This window comes from Microterricola pindariensis (assembly GCF_002936985.1).
In the GTDB taxonomy this organism is placed as follows: domain Bacteria; phylum Actinomycetota; class Actinomycetes; order Actinomycetales; family Microbacteriaceae; genus Microterricola; species Microterricola pindariensis.
The window spans coordinates 1-17,103 of the sequence record NZ_MPZN01000063.1 but is presented as its reverse complement, the minus strand read 5'-3'; the positions used below and the strand labels follow the sequence as shown (position 1 = coordinate 17,103).

General features: G+C 69.5%; 18 protein-coding genes. 15 read left to right on the top strand and 3 right to left on the bottom strand.

The genetic code is table 11. The features are described from left to right. From GY24_RS14405 to GY24_RS14390, 4 genes are all read left to right on the top strand, one after another. On the top strand, nucleotides 1-769 hold a 769-nt coding region (locus tag GY24_RS14405), incomplete at its 5' end, for a dihydrolipoamide acetyltransferase family protein (protein WP_133161210.1). Between the two features lie 518 nt (nucleotides 770-1,287). Then, nucleotides 1,288-2,628 carry a quaternary amine ABC transporter ATP-binding protein gene (locus GY24_RS14400; RefSeq protein ID WP_233279382.1) on the top strand — a complete coding sequence of 447 codons (1,341 nt, stop codon included), beginning with the start codon at nucleotides 1,288-1,290 and terminating at the stop codon, nucleotides 2,626-2,628. Next, complete coding sequence (locus GY24_RS14395) at nucleotides 2,625-3,560, top strand: ABC transporter permease (protein ID WP_104476923.1); 936 nt, start codon at nucleotides 2,625-2,627, stop codon at nucleotides 3,558-3,560. Before GY24_RS14400 ends, GY24_RS14395 begins: the two co-directional genes overlap by 4 nt. A gap of 71 nt (nucleotides 3,561-3,631) precedes the next feature. Beyond that, nucleotides 3,632-4,525 (top strand): glycine betaine ABC transporter substrate-binding protein, encoded by an 894-nt coding sequence (locus GY24_RS14390; RefSeq protein WP_104476920.1) that lies wholly within the window; start codon nucleotides 3,632-3,634, stop codon nucleotides 4,523-4,525. Nucleotides 4,526-4,805: 280 nt separating this feature from the next. Here the strand turns inward: GY24_RS14390 and GY24_RS14385 are convergent, their stop codons facing one another. Continuing rightward, on the bottom strand, nucleotides 4,806-5,300 hold the full coding sequence (locus tag GY24_RS14385) for a GNAT family N-acetyltransferase (protein ID WP_202972959.1): 495 nt from the start codon (nucleotides 5,298-5,300) through the stop codon (nucleotides 4,806-4,808). A gap of 97 nt (nucleotides 5,301-5,397) precedes the next feature. On the opposite strand from GY24_RS14385, the gene GY24_RS14380 reads away from it, so the two are divergent. The 9 genes from GY24_RS14380 to GY24_RS14340 all read left to right on the top strand — a co-directional run bounded on the left by GY24_RS14380 (nucleotide 5,398) and on the right by GY24_RS14340 (nucleotide 12,223). Beyond that, a complete protein-coding gene (locus GY24_RS14380) occupies nucleotides 5,398-6,471 on the top strand; it encodes a metal ABC transporter solute-binding protein, Zn/Mn family (RefSeq protein ID WP_104476917.1) in 1,074 nt (357 codons plus the stop codon). Then, nucleotides 6,468-7,271, top strand: coding sequence for a metal ABC transporter ATP-binding protein (locus GY24_RS14375; protein WP_104476915.1), 804 nt, complete (start codon nucleotides 6,468-6,470; stop codon nucleotides 7,269-7,271). The genes GY24_RS14380 and GY24_RS14375 overlap by 4 nt, the downstream gene beginning before the upstream one ends. Further along, nucleotides 7,268-8,170, top strand: coding sequence for a metal ABC transporter permease (locus tag GY24_RS14370; protein WP_104476913.1), 903 nt, complete (start codon nucleotides 7,268-7,270; stop codon nucleotides 8,168-8,170). The genes GY24_RS14375 and GY24_RS14370 overlap by 4 nt, the downstream gene beginning before the upstream one ends. Before the next feature lie 24 nt (nucleotides 8,171-8,194). After that, a complete protein-coding gene (locus tag GY24_RS14365; RefSeq protein ID WP_083365247.1) occupies nucleotides 8,195-8,599 on the top strand; it encodes a Fur family transcriptional regulator in 405 nt (134 codons plus the stop codon). A gap of 198 nt (nucleotides 8,600-8,797) precedes the next feature. Continuing rightward, nucleotides 8,798-9,034, top strand: coding sequence for a 50S ribosomal protein L28 (rpmB, locus tag GY24_RS14360; protein ID WP_055841436.1), 237 nt, complete (start codon nucleotides 8,798-8,800; stop codon nucleotides 9,032-9,034). Beyond that, nucleotides 9,034-9,201 carry a 50S ribosomal protein L33 gene (gene rpmG / locus GY24_RS14355; protein ID WP_011187086.1) on the top strand — a complete coding sequence of 56 codons (168 nt, stop codon included), beginning with the start codon at nucleotides 9,034-9,036 and terminating at the stop codon, nucleotides 9,199-9,201. The genes rpmB and rpmG overlap by 1 nt, the downstream gene beginning before the upstream one ends. Nucleotides 9,202-9,203: 2 nt before the next feature. Beyond that, nucleotides 9,204-9,509, top strand: coding sequence for a 30S ribosomal protein S14 (gene rpsN, locus GY24_RS14350; RefSeq protein ID WP_047408199.1), 306 nt, complete (start codon nucleotides 9,204-9,206; stop codon nucleotides 9,507-9,509). A gap of 311 nt (nucleotides 9,510-9,820) precedes the next feature. After that, nucleotides 9,821-10,111, top strand: a complete 291-nt coding sequence (locus tag GY24_RS14345) for an HU family DNA-binding protein (RefSeq protein WP_083362472.1) — start codon at nucleotides 9,821-9,823, stop codon at nucleotides 10,109-10,111. Between the two features lie 135 nt (nucleotides 10,112-10,246). Further along, a complete protein-coding gene (locus tag GY24_RS14340) occupies nucleotides 10,247-12,223 on the top strand; it encodes a cytochrome c oxidase assembly protein (protein ID WP_104476911.1) in 1,977 nt (658 codons plus the stop codon). A 369-nt stretch (nucleotides 12,224-12,592) separates the two neighbouring features. On the opposite strand, the gene GY24_RS14335 is transcribed toward GY24_RS14340, so the two are convergent. Further along, nucleotides 12,593-13,855: a hypothetical protein gene (locus GY24_RS14335; RefSeq protein WP_104476909.1), complete on the bottom strand. Its 1,263-nt coding sequence runs from the start codon at nucleotides 13,853-13,855 to the stop codon at nucleotides 12,593-12,595. Between the two features lie 133 nt (nucleotides 13,856-13,988). On the opposite strand from GY24_RS14335, the gene GY24_RS14330 reads away from it, so the two are divergent. Beyond that, on the top strand, nucleotides 13,989-15,296 hold the full coding sequence (locus GY24_RS14330; RefSeq protein WP_104476907.1) for an ATP-dependent DNA helicase: 1,308 nt from the start codon (nucleotides 13,989-13,991) through the stop codon (nucleotides 15,294-15,296). A gap of 242 nt (nucleotides 15,297-15,538) precedes the next feature. Then, nucleotides 15,539-16,753 (top strand): serine hydrolase domain-containing protein, encoded by a 1,215-nt coding sequence (locus GY24_RS14325; protein WP_104476905.1) that lies wholly within the window; start codon nucleotides 15,539-15,541, stop codon nucleotides 16,751-16,753. Between the two features lie 94 nt (nucleotides 16,754-16,847). Here the strand turns inward: GY24_RS14325 and GY24_RS17920 are convergent. Beyond that, a partial coding sequence (locus GY24_RS17920; protein WP_193953598.1) for a hypothetical protein occupies nucleotides 16,848-17,103 on the bottom strand: 256 nt, incomplete at its 5' end.

The window sequence follows — 17,103 nt, the reverse complement described above, 5'->3', positions numbered from 1 at the left end:
CATCACCCGCGACGACGTGATCCGCGCCGCCTCGCAGGTGAGCGTGTTCCGCAACATCGAGACGCCGGAGTGGCCGGAGGGTCGCGAGGACAAGATCCCCGTCAAGGGCGTGCGCAAGGCCATCGCCAACGCCATGGTGTCCAGCGCCTTCTCCGCGCCGCACGTCAGCCTCTTCGTCGACGTGGACGCGACCCGCACCATGGAGTTCGTGAAACGTCTCAAGAGCTCCACCGACTTCGCCGGCGTGAAGGTGTCGCCGCTGCTGATCATGGCCAAGGCGATGATCTGGGCGGTGCGCCGCAACCCCACCGTGAACGCGGCCTGGGGCGACGAGGAGATCGTCGTCAAGCACTACGTGAACCTCGGCATCGCCGCGGCCACCCCGCGCGGCCTGATCGTGCCCAACGTCAAGGAGGCGCAGGCGATGAGCCTGCTCCAGCTGGCCGGCGCGCTCGAGCAGCTGACCATCACCGCCCGCGACGGCAAGACCAGCCCGGCCGAGATGAGCGGCGGCACGATCACGATCACCAACATCGGCGTCTTCGGCATGGACACCGGCACGCCGATCCTCAACCCGGGCGAGGTCGCCATCGTCGCCCTCGGCACGATCAAGCAGAAGCCGTGGGTCGTCGACGGCGAGGTGCGCGCCCGCTACGTCACCACGATCGGCGCCAGCTTCGACCACCGCGTCGTCGACGGGGATGTCGCCAGCCGCTTCCTGGCCGACGTCGCCTCGATCATCGAGGAGCCGGCGCTGCTGCTCGACTGAGTCCGCGCTCCCCGACGGCTCCGCGCGCCCCGACTGGCGCGGCGTCCCGGCGGTCAGCATGCACCACGTTCCGCGTGCTACGCGCACGCGAGCCGCGGTCGGCGCGTCCAGGCGACGGTGGAGAGCGCCGCGAAAGGTAACGAACGTATAACGCTCAGGATGGGTGCCCTGCCCAGCAACGGCGGGGATCCTGCGCACGGCCCGCCGGTTATCCACAGGCTGTGGGCGGTTCTCGATTAGTCTCCCCGGGCCTCGGTTGATAGCTTCGATGAGGCCGAAGTTGGCCACAATCCAGTCCGCGGTCGGCGCGATTCCTGCCTGTGCAGAATCGAGCCGGGCGTATGGTCGGATGATGTCGGCGGCGGCCCCGTGGCCCCGTCAGCGGGCAGTGTGATTCGCCGCAAACACCGTGTTTGCCGCTTGAGACCACACGCCCAGCATTCGTCTCCGACCCGGCCGCAATAAGCGAAAGCACACGCCGAGGAAGCGTTATTCGGCGTGCGCGCGGAGTACAACACGTGTCCGACAATCCCTACCCCGCCGTGCCCACCGCGCCCGCCGTTCGAGCTGCAGCGCTCTACAAGGCATTCGGCAGAAAACCGCTCGACACCGTCGCCAGGCTCCGGGCCGGCGCCGAGCGAGGCAGCCTTCCCGCCGAGCAGACCGCCGCGGTGATCGACGCCACCTTCGAGGTCAAGCGCGGCGAGATCTTCGTCGTCATGGGGCTCTCCGGCTCCGGCAAGTCCACCCTCATCCGCATGCTCAACGGCCTGCTCGCCCCCACCAGCGGAACCGTCGAGGTGGCCGGGACCACCATCACCGGGCTGGCCCCGAAGCAGCTGCGCGCCGTGCGCCGGCAGAGCGTCTCGATGGTCTTCCAGCACTTCGCCCTGCTGCCGCACCGCACCGTGATCGACAACGTCGCCTACGGGCTCGAGGTGCAGGGCGTTCCGCTCGAGGAGCGCCGGGCCCGGGCGAACACCATCATCGGCATCGTCGGTCTGGCCGGCTGGGAGGACAAGCTTCCCGCGCAGCTCTCCGGCGGCATGCAGCAGCGCGTCGGCCTGGCCCGCGCCCTCGCCGCAGATACCGACATCCTGCTCATGGACGAGGCGTTCTCGGCCCTGGACCCGCTGATCCGCCGCGAGATGCAGGAGCAGCTCGTCGAGCTGCAGGCCGAGCTCGGCAAGACGATCATCTTCATCACCCACGACCTCAACGAGGCCATGTTCCTCGGCGACCGCATCGCCGTGATGCGCGACGGCCGCATCGTGCAGATCGGCACGCCGGAGGAGATCCTGACCGACCCGGCCAACGACTACGTCGCCCAGTTCGTGCAGGACGTTGACCGGGCCAGAGTGCTCACGGCCTCCAGCGTGATGGAGCCGGCACGGGCGATCGTCTCGCTCTCGGCCGGCCCGCGCGCGGCTCTCCGCACCATGCGAGATCTGCAGACCTCTGCCGCCTACGTGCTCGGCAACGGCCGCACACTGCTCGGCGTCGTGCGCGACCGCGACGTCATCCGCCAGGTGAAGAACCGCGAGACCGACCTCTCGCTCGTCGTGCGCCACGACCTCTCGGCGGTCGACGCCGACACCAACCTCAGCGACCTCGTCGAGGCCTCCGTCGAGAGCGATCTGCCGCTGGCCGTCGTCGACTCCCGCACGCGCCTGCTCGGCGTCATCCCGCGCGTCACCCTGCTGGCCGCCCTCGGCAACGTGTCGAGCCACACCGGCGAGGTGCCGGTGATGATCGACCCGCCGGCCACCATCCCCGTCGACGTCGTCACCGAGACGCTGCTCGCCACGGGCGGCCCGACAGAGCCGGCGGATGCCGCGCTCGAAGGGAGCCTGCGATGATCCCCGCCCTCCTGCCCAGCACCCCGCCCACCAGCCCGGTCATCCCGCTCGGCCCCTGGGTCGAGGCCTTCATCGAGTTCCTGACCGAGACCCTCGGCTGGTTCTTCGGCGGCCTGCGCGCCGCCTTCGGCGGGCTCTACGACGTGGTCGACCTGGCCCTGGCCGCCCCGCCGTTCTGGGCCGTCATCGCGGTTGTCACCCTGCTCGGGCTGTACCTGCGCGGCTGGCTGTTCGCCGCGGGCTCGGCCCTCGGCCTCGTGCTCATCGTGCTGCTCGGCCAGTGGGGCAACGCGATGGACACCCTCGCCCTGGTGCTCGTGGCCAGCGCGATCGCCATCATCGTGAGCGTGCCGCTCGGCATCCTCGCCGCCCGCTCGGGCACGGCATCCGCCGTGATCAAGCCGATCCTCGACTTCATGCAGACGATGCCCGCGTTCGTGTACCTGATTCCCGCGCTGATCCTGTTCCGCGTCGGCGTCGTGCCCGGCATCGTGGCGACCATCATCTTCGCGATGGCCCCCGGCGTGCGCATGACCGAGCTGGGCATCCGCGGCGTCGACAAGGAGGTCGTCGAGGCCGCCCACGCCTTCGGCTCCTCCCCCGCCCGGATCCTGCGCCAGATCCAGCTGCCGCTGGCCATGCCGACGATCCTCGCCGGCATCAACCAGGTCATCATGCTCTCGCTCTCGATGGTCGTCATCGCCGGCATGGTCGGCGCCGGCGGCCTCGGCGGCCAGGTCGTGGCCAGCCTCAACCGCATCGACGTCGCCCTCGGCTTCGAGGCCGGCCTCTCCGTGGTGATCCTCGCCATCATCCTCGACCGGCTGACGGCCGCACTCGGCCGGCCGCGCACGAAGCTCTTCCGGCGCACACCGGCACCGGACGCCGCGGCCGACGCCCCGGCGCGCGCCGCCGAACCCGTCGCCGCCTGACACCCGACTTCACTCCCTCCGTACCAATCCCCGACCGGGCCCGCGTGGCACGGCGGAACGAAAGGAACACCATGAAAACGCGCTCAGCGCTCACCCTGACGGCCCTCGGAGCCGCAACCCTGCTCGCCCTCACCGGCTGCGCCGCACCGGAAGCGGAAGTTCTCGAGAACGGCGACCAGAAAGACCTGACGATTGCCGTCTTCAACGGCTGGGACGAGGGCGTCGCCGCCTCGGAGCTGTGGAAGGCCATTCTCGACGAGAAGGGCTACAACGTCACCCTGGAGTACGCCGATGTCGCCCCGGTCTACACCGGCCTGACCACCGATGACTACGACGTCGTGCTCGACACCTGGCTGCCGATCACGCACGCCAGCTACATCGAGAAGTACGGCGACGATCTCGTCGACCTCGGCGCCTGGAACACCGAGGCCAAGCTCACCATCGCGGTGAACGAGGACGCCCCGATCGACTCGCTCGAGGAGCTCGCCGACAACGCGGAGCTGTTCGGCAACCGCCTCGTCGGCATCGAGCCGGGCGCCGGGCTCACCGAGGTCACCACCGACGCCGTCATCCCCGGGTACAAGCTCGAAGGCATGGAGTACCTGACCAGCTCGACGCCGGCCATGCTCAGCGAGCTCAAGGCGGCCACGAAGGCCGGCGAGAACATCGCCGTCACGCTGTGGCAGCCGCACTGGGCCTACGACGCCTTCCCGGTCAAGGACCTCGCCGACCCGCAGGGCCTGCTCGGCGCGGCCGAGGGCGTGCACTCCTTCGGCGGCAAGAGCTTCGAGGCCAACTTCCCGACCCTCTCCGGGTGGCTGAAGGACTTCACGCTCGACTCGAAGCAGCTCGCCTCGCTGGAGAACGCCATGTTCAACTCGGGCGGATCGGGCAGCGACTACGCCCCGGCCGTGGCGGACTGGATCAGCGCGAACCAGGACTACGTGGACTCGCTGACGAAGTAACGACGGCGCCGCTCGCGGCGCGAGGGCCCGTGCGGGAGACTGCGCGGGCCCCTCGTCGTTCTGGCGGGGCTTCGAGAGGCCCAACCAGCGGAGGTCCCGCTGATCGAGCGTGTCGAGATGTTGGCTTCGGTCGCTGGCGCTCCCTCGAGCCACCGAGGGATCCTCGCCGGATGCGGAGGCAACCGCGGCATCGGGAGGCAGCTTTCGACCGGTAGTGGCCTCCCGATCCGCCGTCGGCCTCCCGACCAGCTGGATCGCGCAGCCCTGCGAGTCGCCGGGCTCAGGCGTCGGGGAGGGCGATCTCGAACAGGACCGTCTCGGCGTCGCGGGAGATCTCACTCATCCCGGCCTTCCGCAGCACATGCTGGGCGGGCTCGTTGTCCGGCGTGGTGTCGGCCCTGGCCGCCCTGGCGCCGTTCTGCGCCGCGATGGCGAGGGCGCCGCGCACCGCCTCCGTCGCGAAGCCGTGGCCGCGCACGCCCGGGACGAGCCCGAATCCGAACTCGACCAGCCCGTCGGCATCCGGAGCGCCGAAGAAGCCGATGCCGCCGATGGCCGCTCCGTCGTCGATGCGGCGCACGATGTACGGCCCGAACGGGGCCGGATCGCCCTGCTCCTCGACGATGCTGAGGAACATGCGCACCACGTCGAGCTCGTCGGCGAAGGGGTATCCGCCCTCCCACCTGTCCTCCTCGCCGGGCGTGCCGGCGAGCACGCGCTCGGCCTCCTCCACCGTGAAGGGGTGCAGGATGAGTCGTTCGGTCAGGGTGTCCACGACACCACTCTGCCACGCCGGGTCGACATCGAGGTCCCCCGTTGGCGGGACGCAATTGGTTTTGACAATCATTATCAATAAGGCGTAGCGTGGTCACATGACCAAGCGGAACCGAGCCAACAAGTCCCTCGCCATCATGGCGGGAGCGCTCGGCCTCACCCTCGGGCTCGTCGCCTGCAGCGGCGCGAGCAGCGCCGAGACCGGCTCGACCGCCGCGGCGGGAGCAGAGCTGAGCATCGTGGCCTCGACGAGCGTGTACGGCCAGATTGCCTCCGAGATCGCCGGCGACTCGGCATCCGTGACCAGCATCATCGACAGCTCGGTCAACGACCCACACTCCTATGAGGCCTCGGCGCGCGACCGGCTCGAGGTCAGTCGCGCCGACATCGTCATCGAGAACGGCGCCGGCTACGACAGCTTCATGACGGCCCTGCTGGCGGATGACGGCCGCCCCGGCCGCACCGTGCTGAATGTCTCCGAGCTCTCCGGCCTGCTGCCGGCCGACGCGGAGGCCGACGCCGACCACGACCACGCCGAGGACGACCATGCCGAGGACGAGCATGCCGACGCGAACGCGCACGCCGACCACGACCACGCCGAGGACGAGCATGCCGACGCGAACGCGCACGCCGACCACGACCACGTCACCGGCTTCAATGAGCACCTCTGGTACAACTTCGACACCATGCGCCACCTGGCCGAGGCGCTCGAGGCTGAGCTCGCTTCGCGCGCACCGGACAAGGCGGCAGATTTCGCCGCGAACGCCGCCGCATTCGACGCCCAGCTCGTCGAGCTCGAGGCGCGCACCAGCGCTCTGGCCGCGACCCACGCCGGAATCCCCGTCGCGATCACCGAGCCGGTGCCGCTCTACCTGCTCGAGGCGGCCGGCCTGCACAACGAGACCCCGGCGTCCTTCAGTAACGCGATCGAGGAGGGCGACGATGTCGCCCCGCGCGCGCTGCAGCAGATGATCGAGCTGGTTTCTGGCCACGTGGCGCTGCTCGCCTACAACCAGCAGACGGCCAGCCCGCAGACCGAGCTCGTGCGCGACGCCGCGGTGGCGGCATCCGTGCCCGTCGTCGACTTCGCCGAGACCCTGCCGGACGGCAGCACCTACGTCTCCTGGATGGGCGACAACGTGACGGCCCTCGAGAAGGCGCTCAGCGCGTGAGCGCGGTGCTCAGCCTCGAGGGCGCCGCACTCGGCTTCGGCGACCGCACCCTCTGGAACGGGCTGAACCTCGACATCGCGCCGGGCGAGTTCATCGCGGTGCTCGGCCCGAACGGCTCCGGCAAGACCAGCATGCTGAAGACCGTGCTCGGCCAGCAGCCGCTTGACTCGGGCAGCATCCGCTTCGCCTGCGGCCCGGTGCGCCGCGGCGACCGCCGCATCGGCTACATCCCGCAGCAGAAGCTCATCGGACCCGGCACCCCGCTCCGCGGCCGCGACCTCCTCACCCTCGGCGTCAACGGGCACCGTTTCGGCCTGCCCTTCACGCGCCGCGCCGAGCGCGAGCACGTCGACGCGCTGCTCGAGGCGGTCGGCGCCACCCGCTACGGCAACGAGCCCGTCGGCAACCTGAGCGGCGGCGAGCAGCAGCGGCTCCGAGTGGGCCAGGCCCTCGCCGGCGACCCGTTGCTGCTGCTCTGCGACGAGCCGCTGCTCAGCCTCGACCTCCAGCACCAGCGCGGCGTCAGCGAGCTCATCGACCGGCGCCGGCGCGAGCACAACACCGCCGTGCTCTTCGTCACCCACGACGTCAACCCGATCCTCGGCATGGTCGACCGCATCCTCTACCTGGCCGGCGGCCAGTTCCGCATCGGTACCCCCGACGAGGTGCTGCAGTCCGCCGTGCTCACCGAGCTCTACGGCACCCCCGTCGAGTGCATCCGCATCGGCGGGCGCGTGATCGTCGTCGGCGACCCGGATGCCGAAGCCCACCACCACCACGCCGGGGAGCTGCCCGCATGAGCCTCGCACTGATCCGCCTGGCCGAGGGTGACGCCGGCGACCTCTGGTCGCGGATGTTCGACTTCAGCGACTACGGCGCCCTGCTCGGGCTCGTCTCCAACTCGATCATCGCCGCAGCCGTTCTCGGCATCGTCGGCGGCCTCGTCGGCGTCTTCGTGATGCAGCGCGACATGGCCTTCGCCGTGCACGGCATCAGCGAGCTCTCCTTCGCCGGGGCCGCCGCAGCCCTCCTGTTCGGGGTGAACGTCGTCGCCGGCTCCGTCGCCGGCGCCCTGATCGCCGCCCTCGTCATCGGCGTGCTCGGCGCCAAGGCGCGCGACCGCAACTCGATCGTCGGCGTGCTGATGCCGTTCGGCCTCGGCCTCGGCATCCTCTTCCTCGCCCTCTACCCGGGCCGCAGCGCCAACAAGTTCGGCCTGCTGACCGGCCAGATCGTCTCGGTCGACGACCCGCAGCTCGGCTGGCTGATCGGCATGAGCCTCGTGGTTCTGATCGGGATGCTGCTGATCTGGCGTCCGCTCAGCTTCGACAGCCTGGACAGCGACGTGGCGGCCGCCCGCGGCGTGCCCACCCGCTTCCTCTCCTTCGCGTTCATGCTGCTGCTCGGCCTCATCGTCGCGGTCTCGGTGCAGATCATCGGCGCGCTGCTCGTGCTCGCCCTGCTCGTGACGCCGGCCGCCGCCGCGATGCGGGTGAGCTCCTCCCCCCTGCTCGTGCCGGTGCTCAGCGTGCTGTTCGGCCTGACGGCGGCCGTCGGCGGCATCCTGCTCGCCATCGGCGGCTCCCTGCCGATCAGCCCGTACATCACCACGATCTCCTTCGCGATCTACGTCGGCTGCCGGCTGATTGCCTGGGGACGCGGCCGGCGGCGTGTCGTGCCGGGGTACGCTGGAAGTTAGCGAGAACGAGGTGGAGACGCCATGGTGGTAAGGCGCAATACGTGGCAGCGTGAGGCTGTGCGTGAGGCTCTGGCGCTGACCGACGGTTTCATCAGCGCGCAGTCGCTGCACCAGACACTGCACGCGACCGGCTCCCCCATCGGGCTGGCCACGGTCTACCGGGCGCTGTCCGACCTGGCCGGCGAGGGCGAGGCCGACATGCTGCAGTCCCCGGAGGGCGAGAGCATCTACCGCGCCTGCAGCAGCACCGGCCACCACCACCACCTGATCTGCCGCAAGTGCGGCCTGACGGTCGAGATCGCCGCGGATGCCGTCGAGACCTGGGCCCAGGCGATGGCGGCGGAGCACGGCTTCACCCAGCCGGCCCACGTCGTGGACGTCTTCGGCTTCTGCGCCAACTGCACGCGCGAGCTCGCCGACCGCGCCTAGCCCCCGGCTGCCCTGCGGCGGGCCACGCCGCCCGGTTTGCGCGACACGCCCGAGCCACGTAGACTTTCCCCTTGGCCGGGTGAACCTAACACCCGGTTTCGCACGACTACTCCCCCACCTTCTTGAAGATGTTGGGAGGACGCGTGCCGACAAGGGATCTTGGGAGAGGCAATTCGTCTCTCGGTATTGGAGGAAACCATGGCAGCAACCTGCCAGGTGACCGGAGCTGTTCCCGGCTTCGGACACAACATTTCGCACTCGCACCGTCGTACGAAGCGCCGCTTCGACCCGAACGTGCAGAAGAAGACCTACTACGTGCCGTCGCTTCGCCGCAACGTCACGCTGCAGCTGTCGGCCAAGGGCATCAAGGTCATTGACGCTCGTGGCATTGAGTCCGTCGTCAAGGACATCCTTGCTCGTGGGGAGAAGATCTAGTGGCAAAGCAGCAGGACGTACGTCCGATCATCAAGCTTCGCTCGACCGCAGGCACGGGTTACACCTATGTCACGCGCAAGAACCGTCGCAACAACCCTGACCGCCTCGTGCTGAAGAAGTACGACCCTGTAGTGCGCAAGCACGTCGACTTCCGTGAGGAGCGCTAAAAATGGCTAAGAAGAGCAAGATTGCCCGCAACGAACAGCGCAAGGTTATCGTTGAGCGCTACGCTGCAAAGCGTCTCGAGCTGAAGAAGGCTCTCGTCGACCCGAACGGCACCGACGAGTCCCGCGAGGCCGCACGCGTCGGCCTGCAGAAGCTCCCCCGCAACGCATCGCCGATCCGTGTTCGCTCGCGCGACGCGATCGACGGCCGCCCCCGCGGTGTCCTCACCAAGTTCGGTGTCAGCCGTGTTCGCTTCCGCGACATGGCCCACCGCGGTGAGCTCCCGGGCATCACCAAGTCCAGCTGGTAAGTACCAGCCGGACCGGTAACGGTTTGAGAAGGGCGTCGACTTCGGTCGGCGCCCTTCTTCTTTTGCGCCCGCACTGTGTGGCCGCGCTCTCGTCCGAAAACGGCGGCCGGATGCCGCAAAATGCCCTTTTCGCTCCGCCGAGGGCGAACACGCCGTAAATATGTGTCAAAAGACGCCGAAATCCGCGTGAATCCGCGGATCTCTGTTACGTTCAAAGCGGTCAACCGACCACGGGGAGCGGCTTTTCGAGCCGTACGCCCCCAGATTCGATTAGCTGTTTCTGACAGATAACGGTCCGAGGAGGACACTCAATGGCTGACAAGTCGCTTAACAAGACCGAGCTCGTCGCGAAGATCGCCGCTTCGACCAACCAGAGCCAGGCAACTGTCGACGCCGTTCTCGGCGGCCTGTTCGACGAGCTCGCCTCGGCCGTCAGCGCCGGCGTCAAGGTTTCGATCCCGGGCTGGCTCGCCGTCGAGCGCACCCACCGTGCAGCTCGCACCGGCCGCAACCCGCAGACCGGCGCCACCATCGAGATCGCCGCTGGCTACTCGGTCAAGGTCAGCGCCGGCAGCAAGCTGAAGGCTGCAGCCAAGGCGTAAGTCTCGACTCAACGCGTTCGCAGGGGATCCCGCCGGATGGCGGGATCCCCTGCGCCGTTAAAGCCCCCAGCCAGCAGAGCGTAGGCTGGTGAGGTGCTTCGACTGACCCGTGTTCTCGGCCCAGCCGTGCTTCTGATGCTCGCGCTCGCGGCCCTCGTCGCCGGCCTCACCTTTGGCGGCGGCGCCGCCCCCCAACTGCTGCAGGACCCGGGCGCCGTCGTGCGCTGGGGCCTGCCCATCAGCAAGCTGCTGGTCAACCTCGGCGCGGCCGGCATGATCGGCGCGCTGGTGCTCGCCTGCTACGCCTTCAGCCCGAAGAAGCCCGAGTTCAACGCCGCCCTTGACGTGGCCGCCGCATCCGCGGCCCTGTTCACCGTGGCGTCCGCCGTCACAGGCTTCTTCACCTACCTCTCGGTGACCGGCGCGAGCTTCTCCCCCGACAGCCAGTTCGGCGCCTCGCTCAGCCAGTTCCTGACCCAGATCGAGCTCGGACAGTCCTGGCTGATCACGACGCTCGTCGGCGCCGCCGTCACCGTGCTCTGCTTCGCCGTGCGCAACCACACGTTGCTCGTCTTCGTCACCGTGCTGGCCGTCGCCGGACTCGTGCCGATGGCCCAGCAGGGGCACGCGGCGGGCGCCGCCGGCCACAATGCCGCCGTCACCGGCCTGGGGCTGCACCTCGTCTCGGCCGCAGTCTGGCTCGGCGGGCTCCTCACCATCGTGCTGCTGCGCAAGCAGCTGGACGGGCGCCGGCTGATCACCGTGCTGGCGCGCTACTCGACGATCGCGCTGCTCTGCTTCATCGTGTTGGCCATCTCCGGCGTCGTCAGCGCCTGGCTGCGCCTGGGCAACGTCGAGGCGCTGCTGACCGGCTACGGCGTGCTCGTGCTCGTCAAGGTCGCGGCCCTGCTGATCCTCGGCGTGTTCGGCGTCGTGCAGCGACAGTTCTTCATCGGGCGGATGCAGCGCGCCGTCGACTCGGTGGCGGCGGGCTCCGCGGCCACCGTTGCCGCGGCATCCGCCGGCGCGCGCTGGTTCTGGGGCTTCGTCATCGCCGAGCTCGCCTTCATGGGCGTCGCCTCCGGCGTCGCCGTCGCCCTGGGCAGCACCGCCCCGCCCGTCTCAGAGGCCCTCGCCAGCACCCGCTCGGCAGCGGAGCTGCTCACCGGCGAGCCGCTGCCGCCCGAACTCACCTTCGCCCGCTACTTCACCGAGTGGAACGTCGACCTGATCTGGCTGCTGGCCTGCGTCTTCGGCATCTTCTTCTACCTGGCGGGCGTCTGGCGCCTGCGCAAGCGCGGCGACAAGTGGCCGATCTACCGCATCGTGCTCTGGATCACCGGCCTGCTGGCGCTGTTCTACGTCACCAGCGGCGGCGTCGCCGTGTACGGCAAGTACCTCTTCAGCACGCACATGCTGGCCCACATGGCGCTGACCATGGCGATCCCGGTGTTGCTGGTGCCCGGTGCGCCGGTGACGCTCGCCATGCGCGCCATCCGCCCGCGCAAGGACGGCAGCCGGGGCCCGCGCGAGTGGATCCTGCTCGCCGTGCACTCCAAGTTCGCCATGGTCATCGCCAACCCGATCGTGGCCGCCGTGCTGTTCGTCAGCTCGCTCTGGGTGTTCTACTTCAGCCCGCTGTTCAGCTGGGCCACGAGCGACCACATCGGCCACCAGTGGATGACGGTGCACTTCCTCATCACGGGCTACCTGTTCGTGCAGTCGCTGATCGGCATCGACCCGGTGCCGTACCGCCTCCCCTACCCGTTCCGCCTGCTGCTGCTGCTCGGCACGATGGCGTTCCACGCCTTCTTCGGCCTGGCGATCATGACGGGCACGGGCCTGCTGCTGGCCGACTGGTACGGAGCGATGGGCCGCGACTGGGGCCTCAGCGCCATCGCCGACCAACAGATGGGCGGCGGCATCGCCTGGAGCGTCGGCGAGATCCCGACGCTGGCGCTGGCGATCGCCGTGGCGATCCAGTGGAGTCGCTCGGATGCCAAGGAGACCAAGCGCAGCGATCGCAACGCGGAACGCACGAACGATGCCGAGTTGAACGCGTACAACGAGAACCTCGCCCGGATCGCCCAGCGCGACGACGCCCGGCGCTAAGCGGGCGACCCGGCAGTCCCCCTCCCCCGCGAGTTCCGTGGCTCCGCGTGCAGTGAATCGATTCAAAGTGCAGGAATCGCGCAGTTGTTGCGCCGCCCTGCGCGAGAACTGCACTCTCGGGGCGTTGGCTTCGGTCGCTGGCGCTCCCTCGAGCCAACGGGAGGCGGCGCCCGCTTGACTCGGCCGCGCCTCTCTCCACGTCGGCCTGACAGGGCCGCGCCTCTCTCCACGTCGGCTGGAGGGTGCCGCGCCGCGACGAAGGAGCAGTGCAGCGCCCGAAGCCCGGGAGCCAGCGGGGGAGTGCCCGGGGGTGTGGGCCAGGCGCTGAGGCCGGCGGAGCGGCGCCCCGGTGCCCCCGTGGCGCCGCGACTAGTGCAGCTTGATGTCCAGGCTGCCGCTGGGCGTGATCGTCACGGAGAGGGCCATGGAGAAGGGCTCGTCCTGGTCGAGCATCTCGACGTCGCCGTCGAAGAGCGACTGCACCTCGACCTGCACGTGGGCGACGGCGGGCGTCTGCGGCATCTCGAAGGCGTTCTCGCCCGGCGTGAGCGTCACGGCCGGGTACTCGGTGATGCTCCAGGTGGGCCCGCTGATGACGCGGTCATCAATGTTCACGCCGAACGGGCAGCCGGTTGGCTGCAGCACCGTCTGCGTGGCGCAGGACTCGTCGAGCCACTTGTTGAGCTCCTCCTGCACGTCGTTCACGAAGTCGGCCGTTGGCTGCACGTCGACGGTCGCCTCGGTCACGTCGCTCGTGGTGACGGGCAGGGTGACGGGGGCGGCCGCGAGCAGTCGGGAGTCCTTGCTGAGCTCGTAGGTGGAGGGGGAGAACGCCAGGTAAGAGGCGGAATTTGAGAAGGTGGGCTCCGCATCGGCGTCGTGGTGCGCGCGAGTATCGAGGGTGAGCCCGTTGACCGAGAACTCGGCATCGTGCAGCACGGTCACGGTCAGCACGGCGAGTGGGCTGGAGGCGAAGCGCCAGTCGTTGAACACGCCGAAGTTGGTGCCGGTGCGCTCGACCTCGAAGACGCTCTGTGCCTTCTGGCCGGCCAGCGTGTACTCGACGCTCACGCGGTGCACGCCGTTCTTCCCCCGTTCGTCGCCGATCACCCGGACGTCCTGGGGTGCGCGCAGCACGGTGTCGCGCAGCAGCGTGCGGGGGAGCGTGGTCGGCAGACCGGCGGCGGCGAGCTCGGTGGCCTGCGGCTCGACGCCGGGGAAGCTCAGCGCGGCCTCGGCATCGCCGGCGGCCAGCGCGCCGAGGTATTGCTGCACGAAGCCGGACGGGCTGTACAACTGCTGGTTGAGGGCGCCCACGCCGGCCGTTGCGGCCAGCAGCAGGAGGCCGAGCAGTCCGGCCCAGAGGGCGCCGATGCGCAGCAATGTGCCGGGGGTGGCAGGCTTCCGCGGCGGCGGAGGAGCCCACATGACCGTCGCGCCGGTGTCGGTGTCGATCGTCACCCCGTGGGTGAGGGGCGCGCCGGCGGCGTGTGCGCCCGGGCGGCTGATGCCGAGATCGCGGTCGGGGATCACCTGTACCGGGACGGTGATGCCGAAGGGGCTCGTGGCGGGCAGGCTCGTCGGAGCGGCGGACGGCTCACGCCCGCTCTCATCCCCCTGTCCCATGCTCACCCGCCCAGTCTATTGAGCCTGCGGCTGTGCGGAGACTGTGCAGCACCGAGGCGGGAAGCCAGTGAATCTCAGGGTGGAGCGGATACAGTTGACTGCTGCATCCGCAGCCAGAATTTCGTCAGGAAGGCGCACCGTGTCGCTTGCGTTGTCGCCAGAACAAGCCGCCATCTTCGAGGCGATCGAAGGCACCCGCGACAACGTCTTCGTCACCGGCCGGGCCGGGACGGGAAAGTCGACGCTGCTGAACCACGTCAACTGGAACACCGAGAAGCAGATCGCGATCGCGGCGCCGACCGGGGTTGCGGCGCTGAACGTCGGCGGCCAGACGATCCACTCGCTGTTCCGGTTGCCGATCGGCATCATCGCCGACCACGAGATCGACCAGAACGACCAGACCAAGAAGCTCCTCAACAGCATTGACACCCTCGTCATCGACGAGGTCAGCATGGTCAGTGCCGATCTGATGGATGCCATCGACCGCAGCCTCCGGCAGGCGCGGGTGAAGCCGTTCACGCCGTTCGGCGGGGTGCAGCTCGTGCTGTTCGGCGACCCGTACCAGCTCTCGCCGGTGCCGGGCGACCCGGAGGAGCGGGCCTACTACGCCGACCACTACCGCTCGATGTGGTTCTTCGACGCGAAGGTGTGGCAGGAGGCGGGGCTGCGCATCTTCGAGCTCACCGAGATCCACCGACAGAGCGACAGCGCCTTCAAGGGCATGCTGAACGCCGTGCGGCACGGCCGGGTCACCGCCGAGATCGCGGGCGCGCTGAACGGCATGGGTGCCAGGCGCCCGCTGCCGGAGGAGGGGGCCATCACGCTGGCCACCCGCAACGACGCCGTCAACCGCATCAACGCCAGCGCGCTGGCCAAGCTGCCCGGCAAGTCCCGGATGGCGGAGGCCGACATCATGGGCGACTTCGGTGGCCGGGCCTACCCGGCCGACGCGAAGCTGGAGCTCAAGATCGGCGCGCAGGTGATGTTCCTCCGCAACGACAGCGCCATCGACGGCGGCCCGCGCTGGGTGAACGGAACGATCGGCACCGTCGTCGAGCTCAGCGATACCGTGGTGGTCGACATCGACGGCGAGCAGCACGAGGTGGAGCCGGCCAGCTGGGAGAAGTTCAAGTACAGCTACAACCCGGTCACCAAGAAGCTGGTGAAAGACGTCGTGGCCGAGTTCTCGCAGTTCCCGCTGCGCCTGGCCTGGGCGGTCACCATCCACAAGTCCCAGGGCGCCAGCTACGACAAGGCGATCGTCGACCTCGGCGCCCGGGTGTTCAGCCCCGGTCAGACGTACGTCGCGCTCAGCCGGCTGACCAGCCTCGAGGGCCTCTACCTGACCCGGCCGCTCCGGCCGAGCGACATCATCGTCGACGAGAACGTGCGCCGGTTCATGTCGGAGGCCGAGCGCGAGCGCCCGGTCACCGCCCGCGGGCGGTAGGAGGCCGGCCGTCGGCCGCCCCGGCGCCGAGATCGGTGCTCCCGATAACGGAGCCGTCACTTTCTGCGAGCTTCGGTGGCCCCAGAGGTTAGACTCCCCTATTAGGGGGTAATTTTTTGCGTAACGATGGGGATCGATTGAACGCACAGTGGGAAAGACGTCGGCTTGGCCGCGTGTTGGCGGCCGGAACGGTCGTGGTGCTTGCGCTGGGCTTGGCGGGCTGCTCTGGAGAAGTCGGCGCGGTGCCGTCGAAGCTTCCGGCGCAGCACGGGGGCTCGCTGCCCGCAGCCGTGAGCGAGCAGCTCGATGCCGCGCTCGCCCAGGCGATGCAGTGGTCGGCGGCATCCGGTGCCGTCGCCGGCGTGTGGGCGCCGTGGGCCGGCGAGTGGACGAGTGCGCAGGGCGTGACGACGGCAGACGGCAAGGTGCCCGTCTCCACCGACATGCATTTCCGCAGCGCGGCCAGCGAGCGCCCGATGGCCTGCACCGTGATGCTGCGCCTGGCGGATGCCGGCCAGCTCGAGGTCAGCGACCTCGTCGCCGACCTCCTGCCCGGGCTGCCCGGCATCGACGGCATCACCCTCGGCCAGCTCTGCCAGGGCACGGCGGGCCTCGCCGACTACAGGACGCAGTTCGGCAGCATCTTCGTGAACAACCCGAAGCGCAACTGGTCGGACATGGAGCTCGTCTCGGCCGGCCTCGCGTCGACCGCGACCGCGACGGCGCCGGGCGCCATCTGGCAGGACTCGGCGACGGCGACTGCCTTGCTCGGCATGGCGCTGTCCGCGCACACCGGCACGAGCTGGGCGGAGCTGTACCAGCAGAACGTGTTCGGCCCGCTCGGGCTCGCCCAGACGAGCCTGCCAGACAACGGCAGGCTTGACATCCGCGCCCCCTCGCCGCACGGCTACGCGGCCGCAGTGAATCCGGACGGCACCCGCGACTGCTCCGTTGTGCTCGACGAGACCCGGCTCTCGCCCTCGCAGGGCGGGGCGGCCGGCGGCGTCGTCTCGAACCTGGAAGACCTGAAGACCTGGTCGCAGGCGCTCGCGGACGGCCGGCTGTTGAGCGGCCGCTCGACGAAGGCCCAGCTGGCCACGATCCCGCTCGGCGGCGACGCGCCCTCCTGGCAGGGCTACGGGCTCGGCGTGCAGAAGATCGGCCCGCTGTTCGGGCAGGACGGCGAGGTGCCCGGGTTCCTGACCGCGGCGTACAGCGACCCGAGCACGGGCCTCACCGTGGCCGTCATGCTCAACAACTCCACCGCAGGCAAGGGATTCGCCCAGCAGCTCGCGATGCAGCTGGCGTCGATCGGGTCGAAGGCTCCGGCCCCCGGCAACGCCAGCACGCCGCTGATCGAGCTGCCCTGGTCGGTCGAACAGACTGCCGCCGCACTGCAGGCCGGGGCTGTCTGCCAGGCGCCCGCCGAAGCGCCCGCGGAGGCCCCCGCCGAGTAGGGCGCGGCGTCGGCGCCCGGCAGCCGCCTGCCGCCAGAAACGAGAGAAGGCGGCGCTCCCGGTGGGAGCGCCGCCTTCTGCGTGCCGGTGGTCGCTACTTCGCGCGGCCGGCCTTGAACTTGGCGCTCACCCGGTTGAGGATCTGGCCGGCCAGAACAGGGTCGATGCCGTGCTCGGCGGCGAAGGCGTCCAGGGTCGCACGGGTCGGCGCCGGGGCGCTGCCGGTCGCCTGCACCTGCTGGGCCACGACGGTCTCGGCCGCGGCGATCGCCTGCGCAACCACGGGGTCGACGGGGGCGGATGCGGGGGCGGATGCCGGAGCGACGGGCGCCGCGACGGGCGCTGCGGCC